General features: G+C 34.3%; 22 protein-coding genes and 1 riboswitch. Of the genes, 21 read left to right on the top strand and 1 reads right to left on the bottom strand.

What is annotated here, in order from left to right; all coding sequences use genetic code 11:
- Positions 1 to 153 precede the first annotated feature (153 nt).
- From PBV87_RS05110 to PBV87_RS05080, 7 genes are all read left to right on the top strand, one after another.
- The gene (locus PBV87_RS05110; RefSeq protein ID WP_271011376.1) at positions 154 to 843 is read left to right on the top strand and encodes a response regulator transcription factor; all 690 of its coding nucleotides are present in this window, start codon (positions 154 to 156) and stop codon (positions 841 to 843) included.
- The gene (locus tag PBV87_RS05105) at positions 836 to 1,879 is read left to right on the top strand and encodes a HAMP domain-containing sensor histidine kinase (RefSeq protein WP_271011375.1); all 1,044 of its coding nucleotides are present in this window, start codon (positions 836 to 838) and stop codon (positions 1,877 to 1,879) included. The genes PBV87_RS05110 and PBV87_RS05105 overlap by 8 nt, the downstream gene beginning before the upstream one ends.
- 91 nt (positions 1,880 to 1,970) lie before the next feature.
- Positions 1,971 to 2,291, top strand: coding sequence for a hypothetical protein (locus PBV87_RS05100; protein WP_271011374.1), 321 nt, complete (start codon positions 1,971 to 1,973; stop codon positions 2,289 to 2,291).
- Between the two features lie 188 nt (positions 2,292 to 2,479).
- Positions 2,480 to 4,114 (top strand): hypothetical protein, encoded by a 1,635-nt coding sequence (locus tag PBV87_RS05095; protein ID WP_271011373.1) that lies wholly within the window; start codon positions 2,480 to 2,482, stop codon positions 4,112 to 4,114.
- Positions 4,115 to 4,208: 94 nt separating this feature from the next.
- Complete coding sequence (locus tag PBV87_RS05090; protein ID WP_271011372.1) at positions 4,209 to 4,448, top strand: hypothetical protein; 240 nt, start codon at positions 4,209 to 4,211, stop codon at positions 4,446 to 4,448.
- Positions 4,449 to 4,595: 147 nt separating this feature from the next.
- The gene (locus PBV87_RS05085) at positions 4,596 to 5,078 is read left to right on the top strand and encodes a DedA family protein (RefSeq protein WP_271011371.1); all 483 of its coding nucleotides are present in this window, start codon (positions 4,596 to 4,598) and stop codon (positions 5,076 to 5,078) included.
- Positions 5,079 to 5,240: 162 nt separating this feature from the next.
- On the top strand, positions 5,241 to 6,884 hold the full coding sequence (locus PBV87_RS05080; protein WP_271011370.1) for a Na/Pi cotransporter family protein: 1,644 nt from the start codon (positions 5,241 to 5,243) through the stop codon (positions 6,882 to 6,884).
- A 971-nt stretch (positions 6,885 to 7,855) separates the two neighbouring features.
- Here the strand turns inward: PBV87_RS05080 and PBV87_RS05075 are convergent.
- Positions 7,856 to 8,722, bottom strand: coding sequence for an AraC family transcriptional regulator (locus PBV87_RS05075; RefSeq protein ID WP_053984430.1), 867 nt, complete (start codon positions 8,720 to 8,722; stop codon positions 7,856 to 7,858).
- A 156-nt stretch (positions 8,723 to 8,878) separates the two neighbouring features.
- Between PBV87_RS05075 and PBV87_RS05070 the strand changes: the two genes are divergently transcribed.
- The 14 genes from PBV87_RS05070 to PBV87_RS05005 all read left to right on the top strand — a co-directional run bounded on the left by PBV87_RS05070 (position 8,879) and on the right by PBV87_RS05005 (position 23,181).
- Entirely contained in the window at positions 8,879 to 11,176 is a 2,298-nt protein-coding gene (locus PBV87_RS05070) for a glycoside hydrolase family 2 TIM barrel-domain containing protein (protein WP_271011369.1), read from the top strand.
- Positions 11,177 to 11,228: 52 nt separating this feature from the next.
- On the top strand, positions 11,229 to 11,690 hold the full coding sequence (locus PBV87_RS05065; protein ID WP_271011368.1) for a GNAT family N-acetyltransferase: 462 nt from the start codon (positions 11,229 to 11,231) through the stop codon (positions 11,688 to 11,690).
- 248 nt (positions 11,691 to 11,938) lie between these two features.
- Positions 11,939 to 12,721: a hypothetical protein gene (locus tag PBV87_RS05060; RefSeq protein WP_271011367.1), complete on the top strand. Its 783-nt coding sequence runs from the start codon at positions 11,939 to 11,941 to the stop codon at positions 12,719 to 12,721.
- A gap of 14 nt (positions 12,722 to 12,735) precedes the next feature.
- Complete coding sequence (locus PBV87_RS05055; protein ID WP_271011366.1) at positions 12,736 to 13,179, top strand: hypothetical protein; 444 nt, start codon at positions 12,736 to 12,738, stop codon at positions 13,177 to 13,179.
- Positions 13,166 to 13,795 carry a hypothetical protein gene (locus PBV87_RS05050; RefSeq protein ID WP_271011365.1) on the top strand — a complete coding sequence of 210 codons (630 nt, stop codon included), beginning with the start codon at positions 13,166 to 13,168 and terminating at the stop codon, positions 13,793 to 13,795. The genes PBV87_RS05055 and PBV87_RS05050 overlap by 14 nt, the downstream gene beginning before the upstream one ends.
- Positions 13,796 to 13,808: 13 nt before the next feature.
- On the top strand, positions 13,809 to 15,974 hold the full coding sequence (locus PBV87_RS05045; RefSeq protein WP_271011364.1) for an Ig-like domain-containing protein: 2,166 nt from the start codon (positions 13,809 to 13,811) through the stop codon (positions 15,972 to 15,974).
- Between the two features lie 365 nt (positions 15,975 to 16,339).
- Positions 16,340 to 16,870 (top strand): peptidylprolyl isomerase, encoded by a 531-nt coding sequence (locus PBV87_RS05040; RefSeq protein ID WP_334291894.1) that lies wholly within the window; start codon positions 16,340 to 16,342, stop codon positions 16,868 to 16,870.
- 171 nt (positions 16,871 to 17,041) lie between these two features.
- Positions 17,042 to 17,578, top strand: a complete 537-nt coding sequence (locus PBV87_RS05035) for an ECF transporter S component (protein WP_053984426.1) — start codon at positions 17,042 to 17,044, stop codon at positions 17,576 to 17,578.
- A 70-nt stretch (positions 17,579 to 17,648) separates the two neighbouring features.
- Positions 17,649 to 18,704 carry a M20/M25/M40 family metallo-hydrolase gene (locus PBV87_RS05030; RefSeq protein WP_053984425.1) on the top strand — a complete coding sequence of 352 codons (1,056 nt, stop codon included), beginning with the start codon at positions 17,649 to 17,651 and terminating at the stop codon, positions 18,702 to 18,704.
- A 71-nt stretch (positions 18,705 to 18,775) separates the two neighbouring features.
- Positions 18,776 to 19,303 carry a putative immunity protein gene (locus PBV87_RS05025; RefSeq protein WP_271011363.1) on the top strand — a complete coding sequence of 176 codons (528 nt, stop codon included), beginning with the start codon at positions 18,776 to 18,778 and terminating at the stop codon, positions 19,301 to 19,303.
- Between the two features lie 153 nt (positions 19,304 to 19,456).
- A riboswitch (PreQ1 riboswitch) is annotated at positions 19,457 to 19,501 on the top strand.
- Between the two features lie 168 nt (positions 19,502 to 19,669).
- Positions 19,670 to 20,638 carry a nucleoside hydrolase gene (locus tag PBV87_RS05020; RefSeq protein ID WP_053984423.1) on the top strand — a complete coding sequence of 323 codons (969 nt, stop codon included), beginning with the start codon at positions 19,670 to 19,672 and terminating at the stop codon, positions 20,636 to 20,638.
- Position 20,639: 1 nt separating this feature from the next.
- A complete protein-coding gene (locus tag PBV87_RS05015; protein ID WP_271011362.1) occupies positions 20,640 to 21,227 on the top strand; it encodes an ECF transporter S component in 588 nt (195 codons plus the stop codon).
- Positions 21,228 to 21,237: 10 nt separating this feature from the next.
- Entirely contained in the window at positions 21,238 to 21,927 is a 690-nt protein-coding gene (locus PBV87_RS05010; protein WP_271011361.1) for a radical SAM protein, read from the top strand.
- A gap of 261 nt (positions 21,928 to 22,188) precedes the next feature.
- Positions 22,189 to 23,181 carry a glycoside hydrolase family 18 protein gene (locus PBV87_RS05005; RefSeq protein ID WP_271011360.1) on the top strand — a complete coding sequence of 331 codons (993 nt, stop codon included), beginning with the start codon at positions 22,189 to 22,191 and terminating at the stop codon, positions 23,179 to 23,181.
- The last annotated feature ends 18 nt before the right edge of the window (positions 23,182 to 23,199 follow it).

Raw genomic sequence — 23,199 nt, 5'->3', positions numbered from 1 at the left:
ATATTTGCTCATATGACTTCCTTATATTATAGAAGGTTGATGCTGCTATAATATCTAAGTATGAGTAGGCTGGTGAATGTTGCTAAGAAAACAAAGGATGTGTATACTCAGATTAAGAGAAGAAGTAGAACTCTTGTGTAGAAAGGAAAATATATGAACAAGAATAATACTATACTAGTAGCAGATGATGATCAGGAAATTAGAGAAATTCTTAATATACTATTAACGGGTGAGGGATTCGATGTCATCGTAGCATGTGATGGCATAGAGGTAGTGGAAAAGGCAGATGAAAATATTAATCTCATTATTTTAGATGTAAGTATGCCACGTAAATCAGGATTTATTGCGGCTTCAGAAATACGTAAAAAGACGTTTGCACCTATCTTATTCTTAACAGCCCACTCCCAAGAATCAGATAAAACAATGGGGTTTTCAGCAGGCGGTGATGATTATATTACAAAGCCATTTTCTAATTCAGAGCTACTCTTAAGAGTAAAGGCATTACTTAGACGCTATAATGTTTACCAACCACAAGTTGAAAGGAATCATTCTCATATTCAAATAGAGGAGTTAGAAGTTAATCTGGATACAGAATCTATTTTAATAAGTGGACAACCTGTTATACTGACCCATACAGAATATAAAATTCTAGAACTACTTATTACCCATCGTAAAAAAATCTTCTCGATAGATAATATTTTTGCAAGTGTATGGGGGGAAGATGCAGTAGGAGATAATGCTGTGATGGTTCATATTAAAAACTTAAGAAAGAAGATAGAAAAGGATAATAGAAATCCAAGATATATTAAAACAGCATGGGGAAAGGGGTATTATATTGATTAAGAATTATAGAATACCAAAGCTTTCGTTAATGTTTATAGGCCATTTGATTTTATCTTTAATCATTGCTTTTTTCTCTTTTGGATTTTTACACACTATGTCCTATTCACTTGTTATAAAGATAGAGATGTATGGATTCTATGGGGAGCATATTGGGATTAATGATAATATTTTGAGCGTCATAGATGGTGTAAGCTTGATAGGCGCAATTATAGTATTTCTTGGTATTTTCCTTTTTTTAATAGGACAAAGATTTGCGTATATTTTAGAAATTAATACAGCTATACAGAAATTAGAAGGTGGAGATTTATCATATAGAATAGATGTAACTGGAGAGGATGAGATATCAGATCTTGCTGATAGTCTTAATCATTTAGCATATACATTAGAAGTCTATATGAAAAAGGAGGAAGAACTTAAAAAGGAAAGGATAGAGTTGATACAGTCACTATCTCATGATATAAGAACGCCACTTACTGCAATTATTTCATATTCGGATTTTATTCAAAATAAAAGGTACGATAGCATAGAAAAACTAGAAGATTATATAGGGATTATTCAAAGTAAGGCGTTTCAAATAAAGGAATTGACAGAGTTGCTATTTGATACGGATAAGTCTACAAGTGTATTAACTACAGAAGAAGTTTTTGATGGTTATCTATTAGTAGAACAACTTCTACAAGAATATGAAGATATTTTAGAAGATGAGGGATTCAAAGTAGAAGTTTCACTTAATCTATTAGGTGAGTTTAAGACTAGGCTTCATCCACAAGATATGGTGCGGATATTTGATAATTTAAGTTCTAATATTATAAAATACGCTGAGCCAATACAGCCAGTAGTATTAGTCGTGACAAGAAACAATGATGTTTTGGAACTTGTAGAGAGAAATACCATGCGTATGGAAGCGAATAGCACTGTAGAAAGTCATGGAATAGGAATTAAAAGTATAGAGCAATTGGCTAAGAAATATGAGGGAACAGTCAATATTCTAGAAGAAGAGGGTATTTATGAAATAACCATAGCATTACACCTGTAATCTTCAGAATTCTTCAGAATTAGATAGGGGAAAAATACAGAAGTTTTTCCTATAATGAATCTATCATTAATAAAGATTAGGAGCGATTATCATGGAATTATTACTTATTATGTTTACAGTACTGGCTGTTATGTCAGGGCTATCTATTACTTTTTTATTTCTTTCTAAAAAGCCACAAGTACAAAATATCTTTTTCTACATTGCAGCAGTATTAGGCATGTTTATTGCTTTTCTAAGTGCAACTAGCCTACCAAGTAATTATATTGGAGAGATTATTGTTAGTTGGGGCTTTGGAATTTTAGCAGTTGCTGGGATTATTGTAAAAGTAAAAAACCCACAAAAAGCTAAAATAGCTAAATATCTTGTTACAGTATCTGTAATTTTAGGATTACTAAAATTATTTTTCTTTTAAAATTGCTATAATATACAAATAAAAAGCATTAAAAAGGGTCAATATAATATTATAGCTTAATAATTTGGTTGTTATAAGATTAACCTAATCTCTTAAAATGTCAACTTATGTTGGATAAAGAGATTAGGTTATTTATTTTATGGTAAGAGTTGGATATAATAAAAGAAATAAGAGAGTAGGGGGTCTTAATGAATAAACTAAAGACAATGATTGTGGTAGTACTTGTATGCTTGATGCTACCGATAGCTTTATATGCAAATGAAGAGAAACCAGTGGCATTATTTAGCTTTGAAAAAGAATCATATCAAGTTGATGAACCGATTAAAGTAAAAGAAGGGAGCTATAGTCCAAAAGGGCTGAAGATTACACAAAAAGAGTGGAAACGGATTGTAGATGGAGAATATAAAAAAGCAAGTAATATTTCAACATTATTAAAGAATGTTCAACCAGGAACCATAGAAGTCTTTCTTAGAGTAAAGGATGCTGAAGGAACTTGGAGTGAATGGATAAGTCGAAAAATTGAAGTTAAAAAAACACAAGTATTAGAAATAACGGATTTTAAACTGGAACAAACCCTTTACGATATTGGAGAAAAGTTAAACTTTGTATTTGATCTAAGTAATCCTAATGACTTAACCATTAAAAGCCAAAGATGGCGCTATAAAAACTTAACAACAGGTGGAAGCCTTGTAATGAGTAAGCCTAGATATTTTAATAAGGCAGGAACTTATGAGGTAAGTTTAGAAATACAAGATGAATGGGGCAATTGGTCAAATAAGGCCACTTGTACAGTAGAAGTAAGTAATGAAATGATTAAGAGAAATGGAAGTTACCTCTTTAATAGAGGAAAGCCAGGAGATTTAATCGAAGATTATATAGATAAAGACTATAGTACCTTTGATCCATTAGAAAATATAGAAATTCAAGATGTGCCAGGCACTTTAATTGTAAGCAATTCTCCTGAAGTTATATCTAGTAGTGGTATCCTTTATCAAGATGTAAGTAAAGGAATAGGACGTTTAGTGGTTCACCACTTAAATAATACATCTGTAACTAAAAAGTTAATCGTAGTTGCAACAACAAATGGGGATCAACCTGTTGAAGTAAAAGTGAAAGACTACGCTATTCAACAACCTCATAAAAATATATTGAAGATGGGACAAGAAGCAGTGAAACAATTCTTTGTAGGGAACAAAGAAGAAGTTTATACAGTTAAGCCAGGAGAACTAACTTGTATTTATAATAGCTCCACCATTAAAGGTTGGGAAAAGGATGAGGTTATATCCGGAACCTTTGACTTTGAGAGTGATGAGGAAGTGGTCTGGACAGTATATACTGTAGATGTAGCAACACCTATAGAATATGTTTCTATGCTAAAACCATTAGAACGAGATGGCCATATTAGAGGTACTTTTGATGTAATTGAGAGAAATTATACTGTAAATATAAAAGACCTAGATACCTATGGAAAAATTGTTCTAGGAGGACAAGCTGATGAGTGGCTAGCAGGATACGATGCCTTAACAGGAGAAACGACCCTTAATCGTGGAAATTATGGCTTACCAATTAAAATTCAGTTAACCTCGTCAGAGGATATGGGGATTATCCTAAATGCAAGAGGTGGGGGGTATTTAGGAAGTATTAAGTGGAATACAGAGACTATTTTTGATGTACCCAATGAAGAGGTATTAAATAGTAAAAAAGTAGCAGCATTAATTGGCAAGGCTAAAGCTAATAAATCTGTTGAATGGACTTATATGCTTCCCAATGGGTCTGCTGCTCCAGTATTATTTGGTTTTATTCCATCACATTTATGGGAATAAAAAAATAGGCATACATTTTCAATTTCCTTATTATAAATAGAATAACTAGATTTTTTATACAAGCCTTAAAAAAACATTCTAGGGGGAAAAGAAAATGAGGAAAGTGTATTTTTGTAACGTATGTAGAAAAGTTTTTCATGAAGAAAATGCTTGCACATGTGAAGCCAATGACATTAAACAAGTGAAACTGGGGACACCTGTAAATGTGATAGGTACAAAATTAAAAGGTAAAGTGTATAGGATTAAAAATGATGTTTTAGAATTAGTGATTACAAGTAGCAAAGATCGTTATATTAAGCCATGTAAGCTTGAAGATGTAAGAAAAATTATATAGGTATAAGCATTCATATCCCTTTTAAATAAATCTTGGTTGAGCAGTTTATCAACCGAGATTTATTTGTTTAGTCATGTAGATTAAAGTGAGGATGTGAAAAAATGTTGGAAATATTACGTGGGCAATGGTATGCTAAATTCATAAAGAATGGTAGAAGAGGTTCGTAAGATGACTATTCAGATGATAATTTTCTTTATTATGATTTTAGAAGGATTAAATTTAACAGGGATTCCGGCAATAGTTATACTCCCTACGGTAGGAATTATGGCAGCAGAAGGAAATATAAAGCTTATAAGTATATTGTTCATTACTATTCTAGGAAGTATTCTAGGAAACATTACATATTATTTAGTGGTAATTATGATTGGGCCTAAGATATATGATGTACTTTATAAAAAATTTAAGGGACTTAGGAAGTCATTGGATAAAGCCAATGTATTAGTCTCTCAATATGGAAATAGAGCATGCTGCATAGGGAGGGTTATTCCAGGTGCAAGAACTGTTATTTCATTAATGGCGGGTACATTTAGAGTTAACTTTGCAGCGTTTGTATGCTATTCAACATTAGGTATTATTTTATGGAATGGTGTACTTGTATTAGCTGGATATATCCTAACTGTTATGAGCTAAGTAGTAGTTTCACAAATAGCATAGATGGAGAAAAATCGTGGTTATCAGAGAGATAACTACGATTTTTTTGTTTTAGAGAAAAAATGAGATATTTTACCTTGAATGTGGACATATTAAGTAGAAATTGATTGTAACATATGATAAAGGTAAGGAGTAAAATGTATGAATCAAGTTGATTGGCTAGATGTGGGATTGACCTTTATAGGCGGTTTGGGCCTATTTCTCTTTGGTATGGAGTATATGGGAGAGGGGTTACAAAAAGCTGCTGGGCCTAAAATGAAAAAGTTATTAAGTATTTTAACAAGTAACCGCTTCTTAGGCGTATTAGTAGGCGCTGGAGTAACAGCACTAATTCAAAGTTCATCAGCTACAACAGTTATGGTTGTTGGATTTGTTAATGCAGGTCTTATGTCTCTAAAACAAGCTGTAGGCGTTATTATGGGAGCGAATATAGGAACAACAATTACAGCATGGATCGTTTCATTAGGAGAATGGACAAAGTTCTTAAAACCATCGGTAATTGCACCACTATGCATTGCTATAGGTGTAGGGCTTCTGATGTTTGCAAGAGAAGATAAAATTAAACATATAGGAGAAATACTATTTGGTTTTGGGGCACTGTTTTTAGGTTTAGATTCTATGAGTGCTGCGGCTAAACCACTTCGTGAGCTAGAAGAAGTCAAGAATATGTTTGTTGTCATTGGACATAACCCTATTTTAGGTATTTTAGTAGGTGCTGGTGTTACAGCAATTATTCAAAGTTCATCAGCTTCAGTAGGTATTTTACAGGCTTTGGCTTTAGCAGGTCTTGTACCTTGGAGTTCAGCTATTTATATTATACTTGGTCAAAATATAGGAACATGTATTACAGCTATTTTATCTAGTATAGGTGCAACCTTAAATGCAAAAAGAGCAGCAGCTATCCATTTTATTTTCAATTTTTTAGGCTCTGTTATCTTTGGTATTATTGCTGTTGTACTATTTAAATTTGTTGTTCCAGGTCTTGGGAACCGTATTATTACGGTAACAGAAATCAGTGTTGTTCATACTATCTTTAACGTAGTAAATACTATTGTACTTTTCCCATTTGCAGGTACACTTGTATATCTTGCAGAACATCTTGTTAAAGGAAAAGGAGAAGCTAAGCCAGGAGAATTACAACATTTAGATGAACGTATGTTTGAAACTCCTACATTTGCCTTAGAAAATGCCATTAAGGAAGTTGTGCATATGGGTGAACTTGCACAACACAATGTGAAAATAGCTATTCAAGCCTTATTTGAAAAAAATGCTGATAAGATGGAACAAGTTTTTGCTAAAGAAAGAGAAATTAATGAATTACAAAAAGGAATTAATCAATACTTAGTTAAACTAAGTAACGTTTCTCTTTCAGAAGAGGAATCTTTAAGTGTTACAAATCTTTTTCATATTATAAGCGATATTGAAAGAGTGGGAGATCATGCAGATAATATTGCAGAGCTTGCTCAAGATTTAATAGATAGTGATTCTACGTTTACAGAAGATGCAAAAAAAGAACTTATCATGATTACCCAGACAGGATTGAAGTGTTTAGAATCTGCTATCAAAGCATATGCATCAGGAGATTCTGGTTTAGCTGAAAAAGCATTAGGATTAGAAGATCAAGTAGATGATATGGAAAAAACTATGCGTTCTACCCATATCAAACGCTTAGTTCAGAATACATGTGATCCTACAGCAGGTATTGTATTTATAGATACCATTAGCAATATGGAACGTATTTCAGACCATGCTATTAATATTGCACAAGTCGTATTAGCGAAATAAATATTTGGTTAGGTGTGAGGGCATGTAGGCAAGCTTATTGTATTCCAACTTCTAGTCCTCGCCTTTTAAGAGAGGCTAAGTTCATTTCATCAAACTAACGGTCAAAACTCAGAAAAGAAGTGCACTTTTCTTCAAACATTTCCCTAAAACCAGTTTGATTCTACTCACTAAGCCTCTCTAAAAAGTCTGCGGAGAAAGTTTCCATACAATAACTGACCTTACAGCCCATCACATTATAGAACCTTCCGGTAGAGAGACAGCTAAACTACATGATCCATTTTCTAAACATCCTTCATGTGAAAGTGCCTAATCATTTCCGAGTTTAGATCAAAAGTACTATTAATTCTACAAAGTGTATCTTACTTAACTCAGTAACAAAAGACATTGAGACATGCAAGGCTTCACAGTAGCTTTGCTAACGCTCACCTTTTAGGATAGGTTGAGCTCAGAAACAAACTAGAAAGAAACCTTATCAAATACTTGGAAGTTTTCTTTCCAAAGAAGAGATATTTTCTCTTCTTTCCTCTCCAGGGCATGTCACTAGAAGTGAAAACTTACCTAACTGAGTAGAAGAGGGCGGTGATGCGTGGGTGACCTCCATGGAGTTTTTTTCGAGGATGGACTTAGAATATAAGCTACATGCAGTTTAGTAATCTCTCCGTCGGCGCAGTCCACAAAGTGAGGGAGGCATATTCGTAAACTTGATTCAGTGAGCTGGATAGGTGCGTTCTTCGGAACCTGCCTACGTAGCTTTCAGATAAGAAATATTCGAAATAAAAAAATAATGATTTTAGGTGTGCTGTTTGAGCGTAGCGAGTCCACACCGTTATTATTTTTGAATGAATTACATTTCTCTGAAAGCGGAGTGTAGCAGGTGGAGGAGAATCCACCTAGCCAACTCACGTAAGTAGACTAAATATAAGCACCCCCTCACTTAAACAAATATTTATTTGTAGCACTAACTGCCCTTACTAACGTTCAGAAGGATCAATCAAAAACCATTCCGTAGGTACTTGGCGTCTATACTCAGAAGGAGAGACGCTTTTATATTTTTTAAAGATTTTAGAGAATTGAAATTGGTTGTGATAGCCTACTTCAGTGGCAATAGTATAGACATCTAGCCCTGTTTCAAGTAACAGCTTACAGGCTTTATTCATACGTAATTCCATAAGAAATTGCTTCGGGGATTTCCCGATATATTCGTGAAAAAGTTTATTAAGGTAAGTACGATTGATTTTAATATGATCTGCGACATCCTGAACAGTTATAGCAGTATGGAAGTTATTCTCACAAAAGAGCATAGCTTGTTCGATATATGCTTGTTGGGCCTTGCCTAGGGTAGGTATAGGCGGTGTAGTGTCATTATTATCAACTAATAAGTACATAAATTCATAAAGGTTAGAGTTAAGAAGGATGTCATTATTACGTCCAAGAGTTAGATTTTTGACTGTTTGACTAAGACAACGTTCTAGCGCATCTCCTTTATGATAAGTAAAAATAGGTGAATGAGAAGAAAGATTTGCACGGTCTAGATATTCCTTAGCCTTACTCCCTACAAAACCAATCCACATATATTCCCAAGGTTCTTCGGAATCTGATTCATAAGTAGTAAGAATATCAGGTTCTATGAGAAAACCTTGACCAGGGCCTACACAATAGATTTGATTGTTAATCTCAAAAGTGCCTTTTCCACTAACGACATAGTGGATAATATAGTGATAGCGTGGTATAGGACCAATGCGCATAGAAGGTGGACATTTTTCATGGCCACAGGTATAAAGATTTAAATCAATGTTATAACGTTTTTTATTTAAAAAGTCTATTTTATTGGTACTCATTTTATGTCCGTCCTTAATCAATCTATTAATAGTATGATAAAGGATTCTACAAAATAATACAAATGTATATAGGAAGGCTACAAAAAGAAATGTGCTCCTAGTAAGAGATAGATTAAGATAAGGGAGAGAGAAGTAAAAAAATAGGAGTATAAAAACATGACAAGAATAATTCAAAACTTAAATAATGATTGGTCATTCCAACTTGGGAGTGAAGAGAGACAAACAAAAAAAGTGCATTTACCTCATACAGTAGAACTTACACCTGCTATTTCAAGCGGTTGTATTAATTATCAAGGTTTATGTACTTACTATAAAGAAATGATGATGCCACTTGAGCTTCAGTATAAAAAAGTGATTATTGAATTTGATGGGGCAATGGGTGTAAGTAAACTCTATATTAATGGAGAACTTGTTAAAACACATTACTGTGGTTATACACCACTTGTTCAAAATATTACAGCATATATTAAGTGGGGAGAAATCAACGAAATCAAAGTTGAACTGGATAATTCAGATAACGAAGATGTACCACCAGGTAGACCACAAGGTACATTAGATTTTACTTATGATGGTGGATTATATAGAGAAGCAAGACTTTACTTTGTAGAGCCATTACACATTACTCATGCATTACTTGCAAATGAAGTGGCAGGGGGTGGAATCTTTGTATCTTACAAAGATGTAACACATGAAAGTGCTCTTGTAAATGTAAAAACACATGTACAGAATGAAACACAAGAAGAAAAAAACTTTGAAATAGAGCAACAGATTATTGATATAAGAGGTACATGCATTTCTAGTACTAAATCTTGTGTGACTTTAAAAAATGATAAAGCACAGCACTTTGAACAAGAATTAAAAGTAGAACATCCCGAGCTTTGGAGCCCAGAGACACCCTATTTATATGAGCTTGTAACTACAGTACGTTGTGAGGGTGTAGTATATGATGAAATAACTACTAAGATTGGGATTAGAACATTTAAATTTACATATGATCAAGGTATTATTTTTAATGGAGTTTCAAGGAGAATCTCAGGAGCTAACTATCATCATACACATGTTTATATTGGAAATGCACTGCCAGAGAGTGTACTTCGACGTGATGCTTTAAAGTTACGTCAAGCTGGATTTAAAAATATTCGTTCACATTATCCTTTGACACCAGCATTTGTTGATGCATGTAATGAATATGGTCTCACACTTATTGTAAGTGCACCAGGGTGGCAATGGTTCAAAGAAGGAATCTTTGCACAACGTGCACAAGCCAATGTGCGGGATATGATTAGATGGCAACGTAATAATCCATGTATTATTATTTGGGAGCCAATGTTGAATGAAAGTTTTATGTCAGAAGACTTTAAGCAGGCACTTCAACATATTGTGCATGAAGAATATCCATATGAGGATTGTTATACAGCATCTGATAATGGTCCAACAGATATTCAATACAAAGAGTTTGATGAAAATATGTTAGATCCTGAAGGGGATGAATATGAGTTAAGCAATAAGGAACATGTACCAGTATGGGTAAGAGAGTATAATGATAGACCAGATGATTGGGATAATCAAAGTTGTGCATGGCGTACACCAAGAGGATGGGGAGAAGAAGGCATGCTAAGAGCGGTTGATCGTTCTATAGGGCTAGATCCTCAATGTCGTAGACAAAACTACGTGAATATGGTCAATGATGATAAAATTTGTGGATATGGTGTGTGGCCAGGTATAGAGCATAATCGTGGCTACCAAGTTACACCTTGCTGGGGTGGAACACTTGATTTATATCGTGTACCAAAATTCACCTATTACTTCTACCAAAGTCAACAAGATATTGAAGAAGTTGGTGTAGTACTCTTTATTGCAAATTATTGGTCAGAGATTAGCTCTAACGATGTAACAGTATACTCTAATGCTGAACGTGTACGCTTATACCATAATGATGAATTAGTAGAAGAAATTGGTCCAGATGAAGTAGCAGTAAAACATCCACCATTTACTTTTAAAAATGTGAGAAATCGCTATAAACAACGTGGACGTTCTACAATCCGTGTTGAAGCATTAGTTGGTGAAGAAGTTGTAGCAACTGCCACAAGAAAATCTCCAGGGGTTCAAAGAAAATTGCAATTAGAAGCGGATTTTATGGATATTCCACTTCTTGCAGATGGTTCTGACCTTGTTATGGTATATTGTAAAGTAGTAGATGATTCAGGCAATGTAGTGCCAATGACAGCGGACCAGTATCCTATCCGTTTCACTGTAGAAGGAGAAGGTGAAATTGTAGGAGATGAAACAATTGGTGCAAATCCTATTCGCCCAGAAGGGGGAATTGCTGGGGTATTTGTACGTTCAACTACAACCCCAGGTATGATTAAGGTAAAAGCTCAGATGCACTGGAAACAAAATGCATCTTGTGCGATTAAGCCAGATGAGATTATCTTTGAATCTTTTGCAAAATAACTTGACGTTGGAGTGACTCAAGGGTTTATCCTTGTGATAAGGAGTGAGAACTATGAGTCTAGCAATTAGAAAAGTTGACAGTAGTAACTACAAAGAAATTTTAGAGTTAAGAGTAGCAAAAGGACAAGAAAGTTTTATTGAAACAACCAAGGAATGTCTTAAAGAAGCAAGTGAAGATTCTAGATGGGAACCAGTTGGGATATATGATGGAGATGTGCCTATTGGGTTTGCAATGTATGGATTATTTTTGCAAGAAGGCAAACGGGGCAGAGTATGGCTAGATAGATTTTTAATCTCAGGCGATTACCAAAGAAGAGGATATGGGGAAGCAAGTATAAAATTATTATTACATCATCTCTATAAAAAGTATGAATATGATGTAATTTATTTAAGTGTTTACGATACCAATAAAGGTGCCATTGCTTTATATCAAAAACTTGGATTTTATTTTAATGGGGAATTGGATATTAACCAAGAGAAGGTCATGGTTATAAATTATAAGAATAGAAGCTAAGGAAAAGAGTGCTGAAAAGCACTCTTTTTATTTTGAAAAAATACAATAGAAATTTTAAAACAAATCTATTGTTCTAAGTAAACTACTAAAGGGAGAACTCTTAAAAGTGTAAGTGTGAAATAATATAAAAATTAGTAAACATAATATAAAAAAAGGACAAGATTATAAATAGAAATAAAATGGAAAAAAATGGATAATAGAATAGTGAGAAACATCTTAATAAATACATTTTTTGGGAGGGTATTGTTATGAGGAATGCTAAGAAAAAAGCAACAGCTATTGTTTTAACAGCAGGAGTATTATTTACTTCAGGAATGGTTTTGGCAGATACGGATATGGGACAACAACTAAAAGATTGGGTAGCATCTGGAATTACTGCACGAGAACAAGTAATTAAAGAGGGATACAAAGATGATGCAGTTATTGAAACAGCTAAATTAACAGGAGAGGCTGAAAAATCAAAGCAAGAAGTAGCTGGTAAGATAGATACTAAAGCGACAGAAAAGAAGCAAGAAGTTATTCGTACACTATCTGATTTAGTGGAACGCTATAAATCACAGTTGACTACAGCAACAAGTGAAGAGCTAGCGAATATGAATGCAACTTTTAATAAGATTATTGATGACAATCAACTTAGTATTGATGAAGTTGTAAAAATCTTAGGTGAAGGAAATAAAGCTTTAGCAGATCAACAATTAGATAGTAAACAAGGTGAACTTATGGGTGAAGTTGAAAGTACAATTGATCAACATAAAGACGTAGTATCACAAGAGTTACAAGGTACAATTGATACTTCTAAATCAAATCTTTTAATAAGTATGAATGAGGAACAAGAAACGGCACAGACAGCCATTAATCAATATTTAGTAGATGAATTTGAAAAGGCAGTAACAGACGTTAAGGAACATATTGCAAGCAAAGAAGAAATAGCCAAACAAGAAATTGAAAATATAGCAAATACTAAACAGGAAGAAGTAGTAGGGGATATTGACCAACTTATTCAAAATGCTTTTGCAGTAGGGGATAATTAGTAGAGGGAATCTTTATGAGAAGGCATGAGTGGAATAAGGGAATAATACTGATGGTAATTTTCCTTACTATTACAGGATGTATAACAGCAGTATGGGGGCAAGCTATAGTGCCTTATACGTTATACACATGGTATGAAAAGCAGCTTGAAAATGCCACTAAGACATGGCAAGACATAGTTGAAACAGAAACAACTCAGTATCAGCTAGAGTTGATTACACAGATACGTCAAGAAATAGAAGTTTCTATGGAGGAATTAGAGGCCTACATGGAAGAAAGTCAAAGCGCTTTGCAAGCTGAATTAGAGCGTAAAAAAGCAGAACAGTTACTACTCTATAGAGAAAAAGCAGAACAAAAACAAGAGACCATGAAAGATCAAATAACGACAACTACATCATCAGCCCTATTTATTGAAGAAGACTCTGCAGAGGAAAGAGAGCGTCTTTATGTTGAAGAGTAGATGGAAAGTATGTGTAATAGGTGGAGGAGTACTTATACTAGGGATACAAATGAGTGTACAAGCAGGCTTAGGAGATTGGAAAATAAGGTTTGTGGAAGAGTCAAAAAAGATTATTAATGAGCAAACCTTAAAAAATCAAAACCATTTAATAAGTATGTATCAAAATAACGTTATAGATGCTCAAGAAGGTGCATTAGGAAATTTGCAAAATGTAGCAAATCATCAAGTAGTAAGTGTTACAACAAGTGCTAACCAAATGATAGAAAGATTAGGGATTGATTTTGAAAAAGAGACAGAATGGTTGGTTAAAAAAAATAAAGAGTGTTTTGATGAACTGACAATAGAGCAGATGGAGCAAATAGATAATGCTATAGAAAATGGCATTTTAGAGGCAATGCCTGAATATAGTTACAGATTTATAAATGTAACGACATCAAGTGGGTTGCGTTTGGAGGCACAGCAAGAAAGTCAGGCACTACAAGATTTATATAGCATAGTATTAGAGCGTTATAATCAATCAGAGTATGAAGTGATGAAAGACTATTATAAGAGGAAGTTACAAGAGGTTGAGAAGTTATATGAAATAGTGCAAGGAATAAATGAGAGGATGGAGTAAATATATGAAACTAATGAAACGTCTAAAAAAAGAATCTGCTAAGCTCTTAATGGCAACAGTGGTATTAAGTACGGCAATAGGGGCACAACCTGTTCTGGCTACAACACCTACTATGATAAGCGAAGTTGTAGAAGCAACAGAAAAAGCAACGACAGAGACAGTGGAAATTAGAGAAGTAAGAAGTAGGAAAATCAACGGAGGACCTACTTCATATAGCTTAGGCATTTCTACTAGAGTGTTAGGAATTGATGGACTTAAAGAATCTCAAATTCATATTAAAGTTGCTAATAAAGAAGATATGTCTGATGCTAGAGAAATTTCAACAACAAAATATGATTATGATAGTAAAACCGGATATTCAGTTGTTCATGATTTTACTGTGACTGATACAGATTCAGATGGTTATATTTATGTAGAACTTACAGTAGATGGAAGTACAAAAACAGTTAAAAAGTATATAGATTTAAAAGATCTTGGTAGACAATACTGTACAGTAAATGTTTCAGAACAGGCTATTTATACTGAGGCAAATAAGAAACTTACAGTACCTATTCATATTAGTGAAGATGGGTATTGGATTGTAAGAGAAGAAGGGGCTACTTGGAATAATGTTAAGTATCGCAAAAAAGGTGCAGAAAAATGGACAGAAATGGTATATGATAAGCCAGCAGTGGATGATAGCTACTTCTTAGAAATCGCTAATGTTGAACCGGGTGAAGAATATGAAGTATGGGCTAAAATTAGATATTATACTCCCAATGGATTACGTGTGTTTGATGAACAAACTATCACTATCACTGTACCAGAAACACAACCAGAAGGCATGCAAGGGATAAGACTTCATACACCAGACCGTGGATTATATTCTCAACAAACTTATCAACTTACCTATGATATCTTACCAGAAGGAGTACAACATGGTGCACTCGCATGGTCTTCAAGTGCAGGGAACTATATTGATATTTCAAGTACAGGTCTCGTGAGGGTAACGGCAAATCCATCAAAGCCTATGCGTATAAAAATTAACCTAGAGGTAGATGGATTTAAAGATAGTACATATATAACCATTATGCCAGTAGTAGGTAGTGTAAGTATCAAAGCACCAATAGATAATGTATTTGAAGGGGATGAAGTACAACTGGAGTATAGTATTAGTCCAGCAGGTGCAGTACCAAACTCTGTAACCTTTACAAGTAAAAAGCCTGATGTAGTCAGTGTTGATGATACAGGTAAGATTCGTGTACTTCAAAATGTACGTGATAGTGTAGGGATTACACTTACAGCAGATGGTAAGTCAAGTACATGTTATGTAAAAGTAAAACCTAAAATTTTAAACCTTGCTCTAGATAAAACATCCTTAGAGATGGAAGTAGGAGAAAAAGCTAAACTTACAGCTATAACAACACCAGAAGGACAAGGCTTTGATGGTAGTGAATACTTGAAATGGACTAGTAGTCATCCAGAAGTGGTAAGTGTTAAAAAGACGAGTGGATTTGTGTCAGAAGTAGTGATAAAAGAAGAGATTACAGACCCTGTTACTATTACTGCAACAATTACAGACTTCCAAGGTACTGTGAAGACTGCTACATGTACGATTAATCCTAAAGCTGAAGTAGTAGATAAAACAGAGCTTCAGACATTATTAGAACAAGCAAATGGACTCAATCCTTTAGTGTATACTGAACAATCTTGGTTAGTCTTAGAATTAGCCAAGGAAGAAGCAACAATTATAATGGATAAGGAAACAGCTACTCAACAAGAAGTAGATACTGCTAAGGCAAAGTTACAACAAGCTATAGACCAATTACTAGAAGGCTCACGTAAACTAAGCTTTACCGATAGTATTATTACACTTGAGGTAGGTGCATCACATGAGCTTAGCTATCAAATAGTGGAAAAAGCAAAAATGATAGCAATTTGGGAAAGTGGAGATACACAAATTGCAAGTGTTACACAAGATGGACATGTTGTAGCAAATAAGGCAGGTATTACTACTGTCACTGTTCAAATTGGAGATCAACAGGCAATATGTATTATCAATGTATTAGGAGAAGAAAGTAAAGATGTACTTCGTGATACAATAAACCAAATTATTGAGAATATGGGAGAAGAGGAACATCAACAAGTATATGAACGTAATGATCTCTATGCTTACATTGTAGATACATTAGCGAAGTAAAAGAAGACTGAAACAAGTGCCGTATAAGTAGTTCTTTGATTGATAACTGAATAGAAATTTCTAACAGAGGCTGTGAGGGATGAAGACCTTGCATAGCCTCTGTTAGAAGTTAATAAAAATAAAAGTTTTAAATAAATATTGAAGTATGATTATTTTGAATTATAGAGAAACAGAGGCAGATATTTTAAATTATATAAAAATAGGATATAATGAACATAATAATGGGGAGCCAAAGAAGAAAGAAGAGGAAAATGATGAGACACAAAAGAAAACTACTTACAACGATGATTTTATGTATGAGTACATTACTTGTAGGGTGTGGAAGCCCTGCATCAAGCAAAGCACCAACAGGACAGGTGCAAGCAATGAAAAGTAACCCTATTGTTACAATGACAGTTAAAGATTATGGTACGGTAACATTAGAACTCTATCCAGAAAAAGCACCTAATACAGTTAACAACTTTGTAACTTTAGCAAACAGCGGCTTTTATGATGGACTTACTTTCCACCGTATTATTGAAGGGTTTATGATTCAAGGTGGAGATCCACAAGGTGTAGGAACAGGTGGACCAGGATATAGTATTCCGGGAGAATTCTCAGGAAATGGACATGAGGGAAATGATCTTCAACATACAAAGGGTGTTATTTCTATGGCAAGAAGTATGCAACCTGATTCAGCAGGGAGCCAGTTCTTTATTATGTCAGCTGACAATGCAGGTTTAGATGGGCAATATGCAGCATTTGGAGAAGTAACTTCAGGAATTGAAGTGATTGAAGCATTAGAAAAAGTACAAACAGATTCAAATGATAAACCAGTGGAACCAGTAGTGATTGAAAGTATTACTGTAGATACAAATGGTGAAGAAGTGCCTGCTGTTGTAAAAGTAGGAGAATAGAAAGATAAGAGTGGACTAGTGTAAATATGCTAGTCCTATTTTATTTAGGTTTTGCTATTATATTTTTCATGATAATATATACTTAAGTAAAAAATACACACATTAGAATTTAACTTAGTGGAAGTAATGAGTTAGATAAAAGTGTAGAGTATGATAAGGAGTAATATACAAATGAAAAATTCAACAAAACAATTAGTGACATCAGGAATATTTGTAGCGATTGGTCTTATATTGCCTATGGTGTTTCATGGGATGGGAGGAGCAGGACCGGTATTCTTACCTATGCATATACCAGTTATTATGGCAGGGTTCTTTCTAAGTGCTCCCTATGCTTTACTCGTAGGAATTGTAACGCCTATATTAAGTGCACTACTCACAGGTATGCCACCTATGTTTCCGGTATTACCTTATATGCTAGTGGAGCTTGCAATATATGGAGTGGTTACAAGTTTACTCTCTAGAAAGTATAAGTTAAATGTATATGTTTCTTTAATAGGTGCAATGATTTGTGGCCGTATAGCATCAGGAATGATGGTATGGATTCTTGCCACATTCTTTATGGTTGGATTACCTAGTCCTTTCCTTTTCATAAAAGGCGCTGTTGTAACAGGTATACCAGGTATTCTCATTCAACTCGTATTTATTCCACTTGTAGTAATGGGTGTAAATAAGCATACAGCTGTTCATAGAATGGATAAAACGATATAGAAGAAAGCGTAGTAAGTTTAAAGCATAGCAAAATATATAAATTTAAATAAGAGATAGCAGGGGGCATAATATGGAAGCAACATCAAAAGCATTTTTAGAACAATTAATTACAACACCTTCTCCATCAGGAGATGAAGTAGCCGTTCAAAGAGTATGGATGGACTATGTAAAAGGTTTTGCACATCAAATAGAAACAGATATGATAGGTAATGTGATGGCATCTGTAAATCCAGATAACCCTTTTAAGATAATGTTAGCTGGTCACTGTGACGAGATTGCCTTTATGGTAAGTTATATTGATTCAAATGGTTATATTTATGTAACTAAAGCAGGTGGCATTAATCCTAAAGTAGCATTAGGGATGACTGTAAAAGTATTAGGGCATGAGGGGACACTTAAAGGAATCGTAGGGGTGAAGCCTCAACATAAAGGTGGACCTAAAGATAAGATTGAGGTAAGTGACTTATACATAGATTGTGGTGCCAATACGAAAGAAGAAGTAGAAAAGTTTGTAATGATTGGTGATTATGTTATTTACGATACAAACTATGAGTATTTATTAAATGACAAGATTGTAGGACGTGGTTTAGATAATAGAACAGGTGCTTTTATTGTAGCGGAAGTTTTAAGGAGAATTGCAGATAAAGATCCTAAAGTTGCTGTTTATGCGGTAAGTACAGTTAATGAAGAAACCAATATGGGTGGTGCGTACTTTGCAGCAAGCCATATCAATCCAACGATGGCGATTGCTTGTGATGTATCATTTGCAACAGATCATCCAGATATGAGTCCTAAAGAGAGTGGCGAGATAGCACTTGGCAAAGGGCCTATTCTTTCAAAAGGTGCACCAATTAGTAAGAAGATTAATGGGTTACTTGAAAAAGTAGCTAAAGTCAATGAACTACCTATTCAATATGAGCTTACTCCAGGCTCAACAGGTACTGATGCAGACCGTATTAGATTAACTGGAAAAGGTGTGCCGGTGGCACTTGTATCACTTCCACTTAGATATATGCATGCACCATGTGAAGTTGCAAGTCTAAAAGATATTGAAACAGAGATTGAATTATTAGTACAAATGATTTTAAGTTTAGATGGAACAGAGAATTTAAAGCCTCTTGAGTAGGGTAAACACTATTTAAGAAGTAAGGAGATAGCTAAGAAAAGTTATAAATACAAGAGAGAGGGCGTATTGAGATGGCAAAACTAAGAAAAATGCTTGGAAGTGCGGATTCACCCTATATAGTATCTCTTATGAGATTAATTGAAACACAAAGTACAGTAACCCTTGCAACTTGGGGAATGGACTATGCCAAGGCCCATATACTTCCTATTTATAAAAAGGATTATCCTAATGATAATCGCCTAGCAAATGCATTGAATGCGGCTCAGGACTATCTTGATGGCAAGATCAAATTACATATTGCTAAGAAAATAATCAAAGAAGTGCAAGTTGCGGCAAAAGAAGCAGAAGCAAGTCCAGCATCTCAAGCGGCCGCTAGAGCTGTTGGTGCAGCAGCAGGGATTATTTATACACCAACTCATTCATTAGCGGTTGCATTTTATGGTTCGGCAGCTATTGCCTATAATGAAGTTGGAATAAATGAGTCAGCAGACACTTATGATCAGCTTGCAGCAAATGAATGTGCTAAAATGGAAGCAGCTCTATGTGAGATTGCCGCAAAAGACGAAAAAAATCCAGCCAAGATTAACTGGAATTGTTAATTAATAGAAATCCTGTTTAGTTAGAGACTTAAATCTAGTTAGACAGGATTTTTTTACGTAGAAACAATTTATTTTTAGAAAGAGCTTTTTAAGAGAAAGTTGAAATATAGTTTTAAACATGCTACTATAGCAAGGTAAATCTAGAATAAATCTCTAGGACTGGTTCGAGAACCTCCCAGTATAAAAAACTAAGGTAAACATATAGTGGCAGTATATTGTTAGACCCTTAGCATAAGAATATTGAGAGTAATTGAGCCCCTTTTGATGAAACATTTATCATTAAAGGGGCTTATTTGATTTAGAATACTCAAAATTTTTATGTGGTTCTCCTTAAACTATTTAATAAACTTAAGGAGGAAGAAAGTTATGGAAAGAAGAAAGGTAATTATTGATTGTGATCCAGGAATTGATGATGCATTAGCACTGATGCTGGCATTAAAGTCAGAAGAACTGGATGTAGTAGGTATCACGGTGTGCAGTGGCAACGTGCCTGCAAGGATGGGAGCAAAAAATGCCCTTAAAGTTTTAGAACTTTGTGAAAAGACACAGGTTCCTGTGTATGTAGGGGAAGAGGTTCCTCTAGAAAGGGAACTGGTAACAGCGCAAGATACACATGGAGAAGATGGACTAGGTGAGATGTTCTACAAGGGTGTAGAGGAATCATTTATTCATGAAGATGGTGTGCAGTTTATTTTAGATACGCTAAGAAAAGAAGAGAAGGTATCTATTATTGCACTAGGTCCACTTACAAATATTGCAAAGGCATTAATGCAAGATGAAGAAGCCTTTGGGTATTTGGATGAATTTATTTCAATGGGAGGTGCCTATAGGATTCATGGAAATTGTTCACCTGTCGCAGAGTTTAATTACTGGGTAGACCCGCATGCAGCAGATTATACTTATCAACATTTACCACGTAAAATCCATATGATTGGGTTAGATGTGACAAGAAAAATTGTTTTAACACCAAACTTAATAGAATTCATAAATCGTTTAGATGAAAAACTTGCAACCTTTATTACTGAGATTACAAGATTCTACATTGATTTTCATTGGCAACAAGAAGGTATCATTGGATGTGTTATCAATGACCCATTAGCCGTGGCCTATTTTATAGATAGAAACTTGTGCCAAGGTTTTGAAAGCTCAGTAGAAGTTGTAACGGAGGGCATTGCTGTAGGGCAATCTATTGTAGATAGTGAAAACTTCTATAAAAGGCAACCTAATGCCATCATTAATGTAAGCGTAGATGAAAAACAATTTATGAGTCTATTTCTAAAAAAACTTTTTGTAGGTTATGAAGGCCTTATAGACTCTATGGTAGGAGGACTATAAGATGAAGCAAAAAGTTGATGTGAGAAAAATAACTTTAGTTGGATTTGGGATAGCACTAAATATTGTGGGGGCTTTTGTAGCACTTACATTAAGATTGCCTATTTATATGGATTCCATTGGTACCATTATGGTAGCCTGCTTACTTGAACCTAAATATGCCATATTAACAGGACTTGGAGGAAGTATTGTAAGTGGTGTAACTTTCGATATCTATTCTTTATATTTTGCACCTGTACAGATTTCAACAGGGCTTATTGCAGGGTGGATGTTCCAGAAAGGTTACTTAAAAGGGAATAAAACACCACTTGGTGTACTTATTTTTACCTTACCAACTTCTATTATTAGTGCTATGATTGCAGCTGCAGTATTTGGAGGCGTTACGTCTTCAGGATCATCTTATATTGTACAAGTGTTAGGTGTAATTGGTGTACCAACCGTAGTAAGTGTATTTATTGTTCAGGTTATTACAGATTACATTGATAAATACGTTGGTGTATTATTAGTACTTGCTACAGTAAGGGTGTTACCAAGTTCATTAAAAAAGCTAGCAAATATAGGACAGCAAGAATCGCACGACGAAGGCTTATAAAGGAGACCGTATGGATCGTTATAGTGAAATAACCAACAAAAATCAAAGAGAGATTGTACTTTTAAAAGGATTTCCTTGTGTATGGGGCAAATGTAGTTTTTGTGATTACATAGAAGATAATGGGACACAAGAAGATGAGATGAATCGTCTTAATGAACAAGTCCTTGCCAACATTACAGGAAAATACAAAGTGTTAGAAGTGATTAACTCAGGAAGTTGTTTTGAACTTCCCAAAGCAACACTTTGGCGTATCCGTGAGATTATTAAGGAAAAAGGTATTGAAAAGCTTTTTTTAGAAAGTCATTGGTGTTATAAAAATAGATTACAAGAAATGAGAGATTTCTTTGGCATTCCTATTATCTTCAAAATAGGGGTTGAAACATTTGATTATACTTTTAGAAACGAATTTCTAAATAAAAATGCCAAATTCCAAGATTATAAAGAACTCAAGCAATATTTTGATTCACCTTGTATGATGGTAGGCATTAAGGGACAAGCCAAAGAAATGATAGAACGTGATATGGCAATAGTTGAAGCAAACTTTGACCATGCGACCATTAACGTATATGTGAACAATACAACAGCCATCAAACGAGATGAAGAACTTGTAACATGGTTTGTAGAAAAGTATGCTTACTTAGACAAAGACCCAAGATTCGAAGTACTGTATAATAATACAGACTTTGGGGTAGGGGACTGAAGCAGATAGTGTATTACAGATAGTAGTTATTAGATGAATAGAATAATAAACTAAGTGTCCTTGTACAACTTTGATTGGTTGTACAAGGACTTTTTTTATTATTAAAATATTGAAACATAAAATTCTAATATTTTAATAATAATTTACAATAAAATACTATGTTTAGGTAAATATATTGATAAAAATATAGTGAAATAATATAATCATTTAATAAATAAAAGAAATATTTTAGTAAAAACGTTAAAAAGGAAGGTGATTTTAATGGGAATTTTATCAGTTTATGCAACAAATAAAAGTATAGCACAGTTAACCGAATCTGATATTTGTGCACTAGATATTTTGAATATAGCCTTTGGTGTTGTGGAAGAAGGCAAAATTACTTTAAAACATTTGACGAATATTGAAAGAATAAAAGAAATTAGAAAGATCAATCCAAGACTAAAAATTTACCTTACGCTTGCAAGTGGTGAAACATGTAGCTTTGGTGAAGTTACACGCACAGCTCAAGACCTTGAAGTTTTAGTAGATAGTATTATCACACACGTAATAGAGTGGGATTTCGATGGTGTAGATATAGACTGGGAATATCCATCTGGTGAAGAAGAAAGGCATAATCATACAATTTTACTTAAAGCACTTAGAGAAGCATTAGACAACATTTCAAAGGAGAAGCATATAGGGCTTTCAATCGCTGCTGGAAGTAAGACTTGGTACTTTGAAATTACAGAGCTTGAACAATCAGTACAGTATTTGGATTATGTGAATCTAATGACTTATGACATTAATGCAGGGGAGCATACAACAATGCACCACTCTTGTCCAACGAAGATGAACACAGATATCGTAAAAGAAGGTAGCACAGAGGAAAATATTGAGCTGTTTATTAAAAGAGGTGTACCTAAAGAAAAACTTATTATAGGGGCAGCATTTTATTCTAGACAATGGAAAGATGTAGAAGATAAGAATAATGGCTTACATAGTTATGTAGGTACGCCTAGTGACTATGGCCCAGGTTATACACAGTTAATAAAAGAATACGTAGATAAAAAAGGTTACACACGCCATTGGGATGAAGATGCACATGCACCTTATCTATTTAATGGCAATAACTTTATCACTTATGAAGATGAAGCATCACTGAAATATAAATGTTATTTAGTAAAGAAATGGGGAATTGCAGGCATTATGGCATGGGAGTATTCCTATGATGAAGAACATACATTACTCACTATTATGCGCAATGAATTGGGATAAAAAGGAAAGGAGCGATTT

The sequence above is a fragment of the Holtiella tumoricola genome (assembly GCF_027857615.1).
GTDB classification, from domain to species: domain Bacteria; phylum Bacillota; class Clostridia; order Lachnospirales; family Cellulosilyticaceae; genus Holtiella; species Holtiella tumoricola.
This window is presented reverse-complemented; position numbering and strand designations above follow the sequence as displayed.

Coding starts and splice junctions, on each gene's coding strand:
- PBV87_RS05110 (WP_271011376.1), top strand. CDS start 154: ATGAACAAGAATAATACTATACTAGTAGCAGATGATGATCAGGAAATT.
- PBV87_RS05100 (WP_271011374.1), top strand. CDS start 1,971: ATGGAATTATTACTTATTATGTTTACAGTACTGGCTGTTATGTCAGGG.
- PBV87_RS05095 (WP_271011373.1), top strand. CDS start 2,480: ATGAATAAACTAAAGACAATGATTGTGGTAGTACTTGTATGCTTGATG.
- PBV87_RS05090 (WP_271011372.1), top strand. CDS start 4,209: ATGAGGAAAGTGTATTTTTGTAACGTATGTAGAAAAGTTTTTCATGAA.
- PBV87_RS05085 (WP_271011371.1), top strand. CDS start 4,596: ATGGTAGAAGAGGTTCGTAAGATGACTATTCAGATGATAATTTTCTTT.
- PBV87_RS05080 (WP_271011370.1), top strand. CDS start 5,241: ATGAATCAAGTTGATTGGCTAGATGTGGGATTGACCTTTATAGGCGGT.
- PBV87_RS05075 (WP_053984430.1), bottom strand. CDS start 8,722: ATGAGTACCAATAAAATAGACTTTTTAAATAAAAAACGTTATAACATT.
- PBV87_RS05070 (WP_271011369.1), top strand. CDS start 8,879: ATGACAAGAATAATTCAAAACTTAAATAATGATTGGTCATTCCAACTT.
- PBV87_RS05065 (WP_271011368.1), top strand. CDS start 11,229: ATGAGTCTAGCAATTAGAAAAGTTGACAGTAGTAACTACAAAGAAATT.
- PBV87_RS05060 (WP_271011367.1), top strand. CDS start 11,939: ATGAGGAATGCTAAGAAAAAAGCAACAGCTATTGTTTTAACAGCAGGA.
- PBV87_RS05055 (WP_271011366.1), top strand. CDS start 12,736: ATGAGAAGGCATGAGTGGAATAAGGGAATAATACTGATGGTAATTTTC.
- PBV87_RS05050 (WP_271011365.1), top strand. CDS start 13,166: ATGTTGAAGAGTAGATGGAAAGTATGTGTAATAGGTGGAGGAGTACTT.
- PBV87_RS05045 (WP_271011364.1), top strand. CDS start 13,809: ATGAAACGTCTAAAAAAAGAATCTGCTAAGCTCTTAATGGCAACAGTG.
- PBV87_RS05040 (WP_334291894.1), top strand. CDS start 16,340: ATGAAAAGTAACCCTATTGTTACAATGACAGTTAAAGATTATGGTACG.
- PBV87_RS05035 (WP_053984426.1), top strand. CDS start 17,042: ATGAAAAATTCAACAAAACAATTAGTGACATCAGGAATATTTGTAGCG.
- PBV87_RS05030 (WP_053984425.1), top strand. CDS start 17,649: ATGGAAGCAACATCAAAAGCATTTTTAGAACAATTAATTACAACACCT.
- PBV87_RS05025 (WP_271011363.1), top strand. CDS start 18,776: ATGGCAAAACTAAGAAAAATGCTTGGAAGTGCGGATTCACCCTATATA.
- PBV87_RS05020 (WP_053984423.1), top strand. CDS start 19,670: ATGGAAAGAAGAAAGGTAATTATTGATTGTGATCCAGGAATTGATGAT.
- PBV87_RS05015 (WP_271011362.1), top strand. CDS start 20,640: ATGAAGCAAAAAGTTGATGTGAGAAAAATAACTTTAGTTGGATTTGGG.
- PBV87_RS05010 (WP_271011361.1), top strand. CDS start 21,238: ATGGATCGTTATAGTGAAATAACCAACAAAAATCAAAGAGAGATTGTA.
- PBV87_RS05005 (WP_271011360.1), top strand. CDS start 22,189: ATGGGAATTTTATCAGTTTATGCAACAAATAAAAGTATAGCACAGTTA.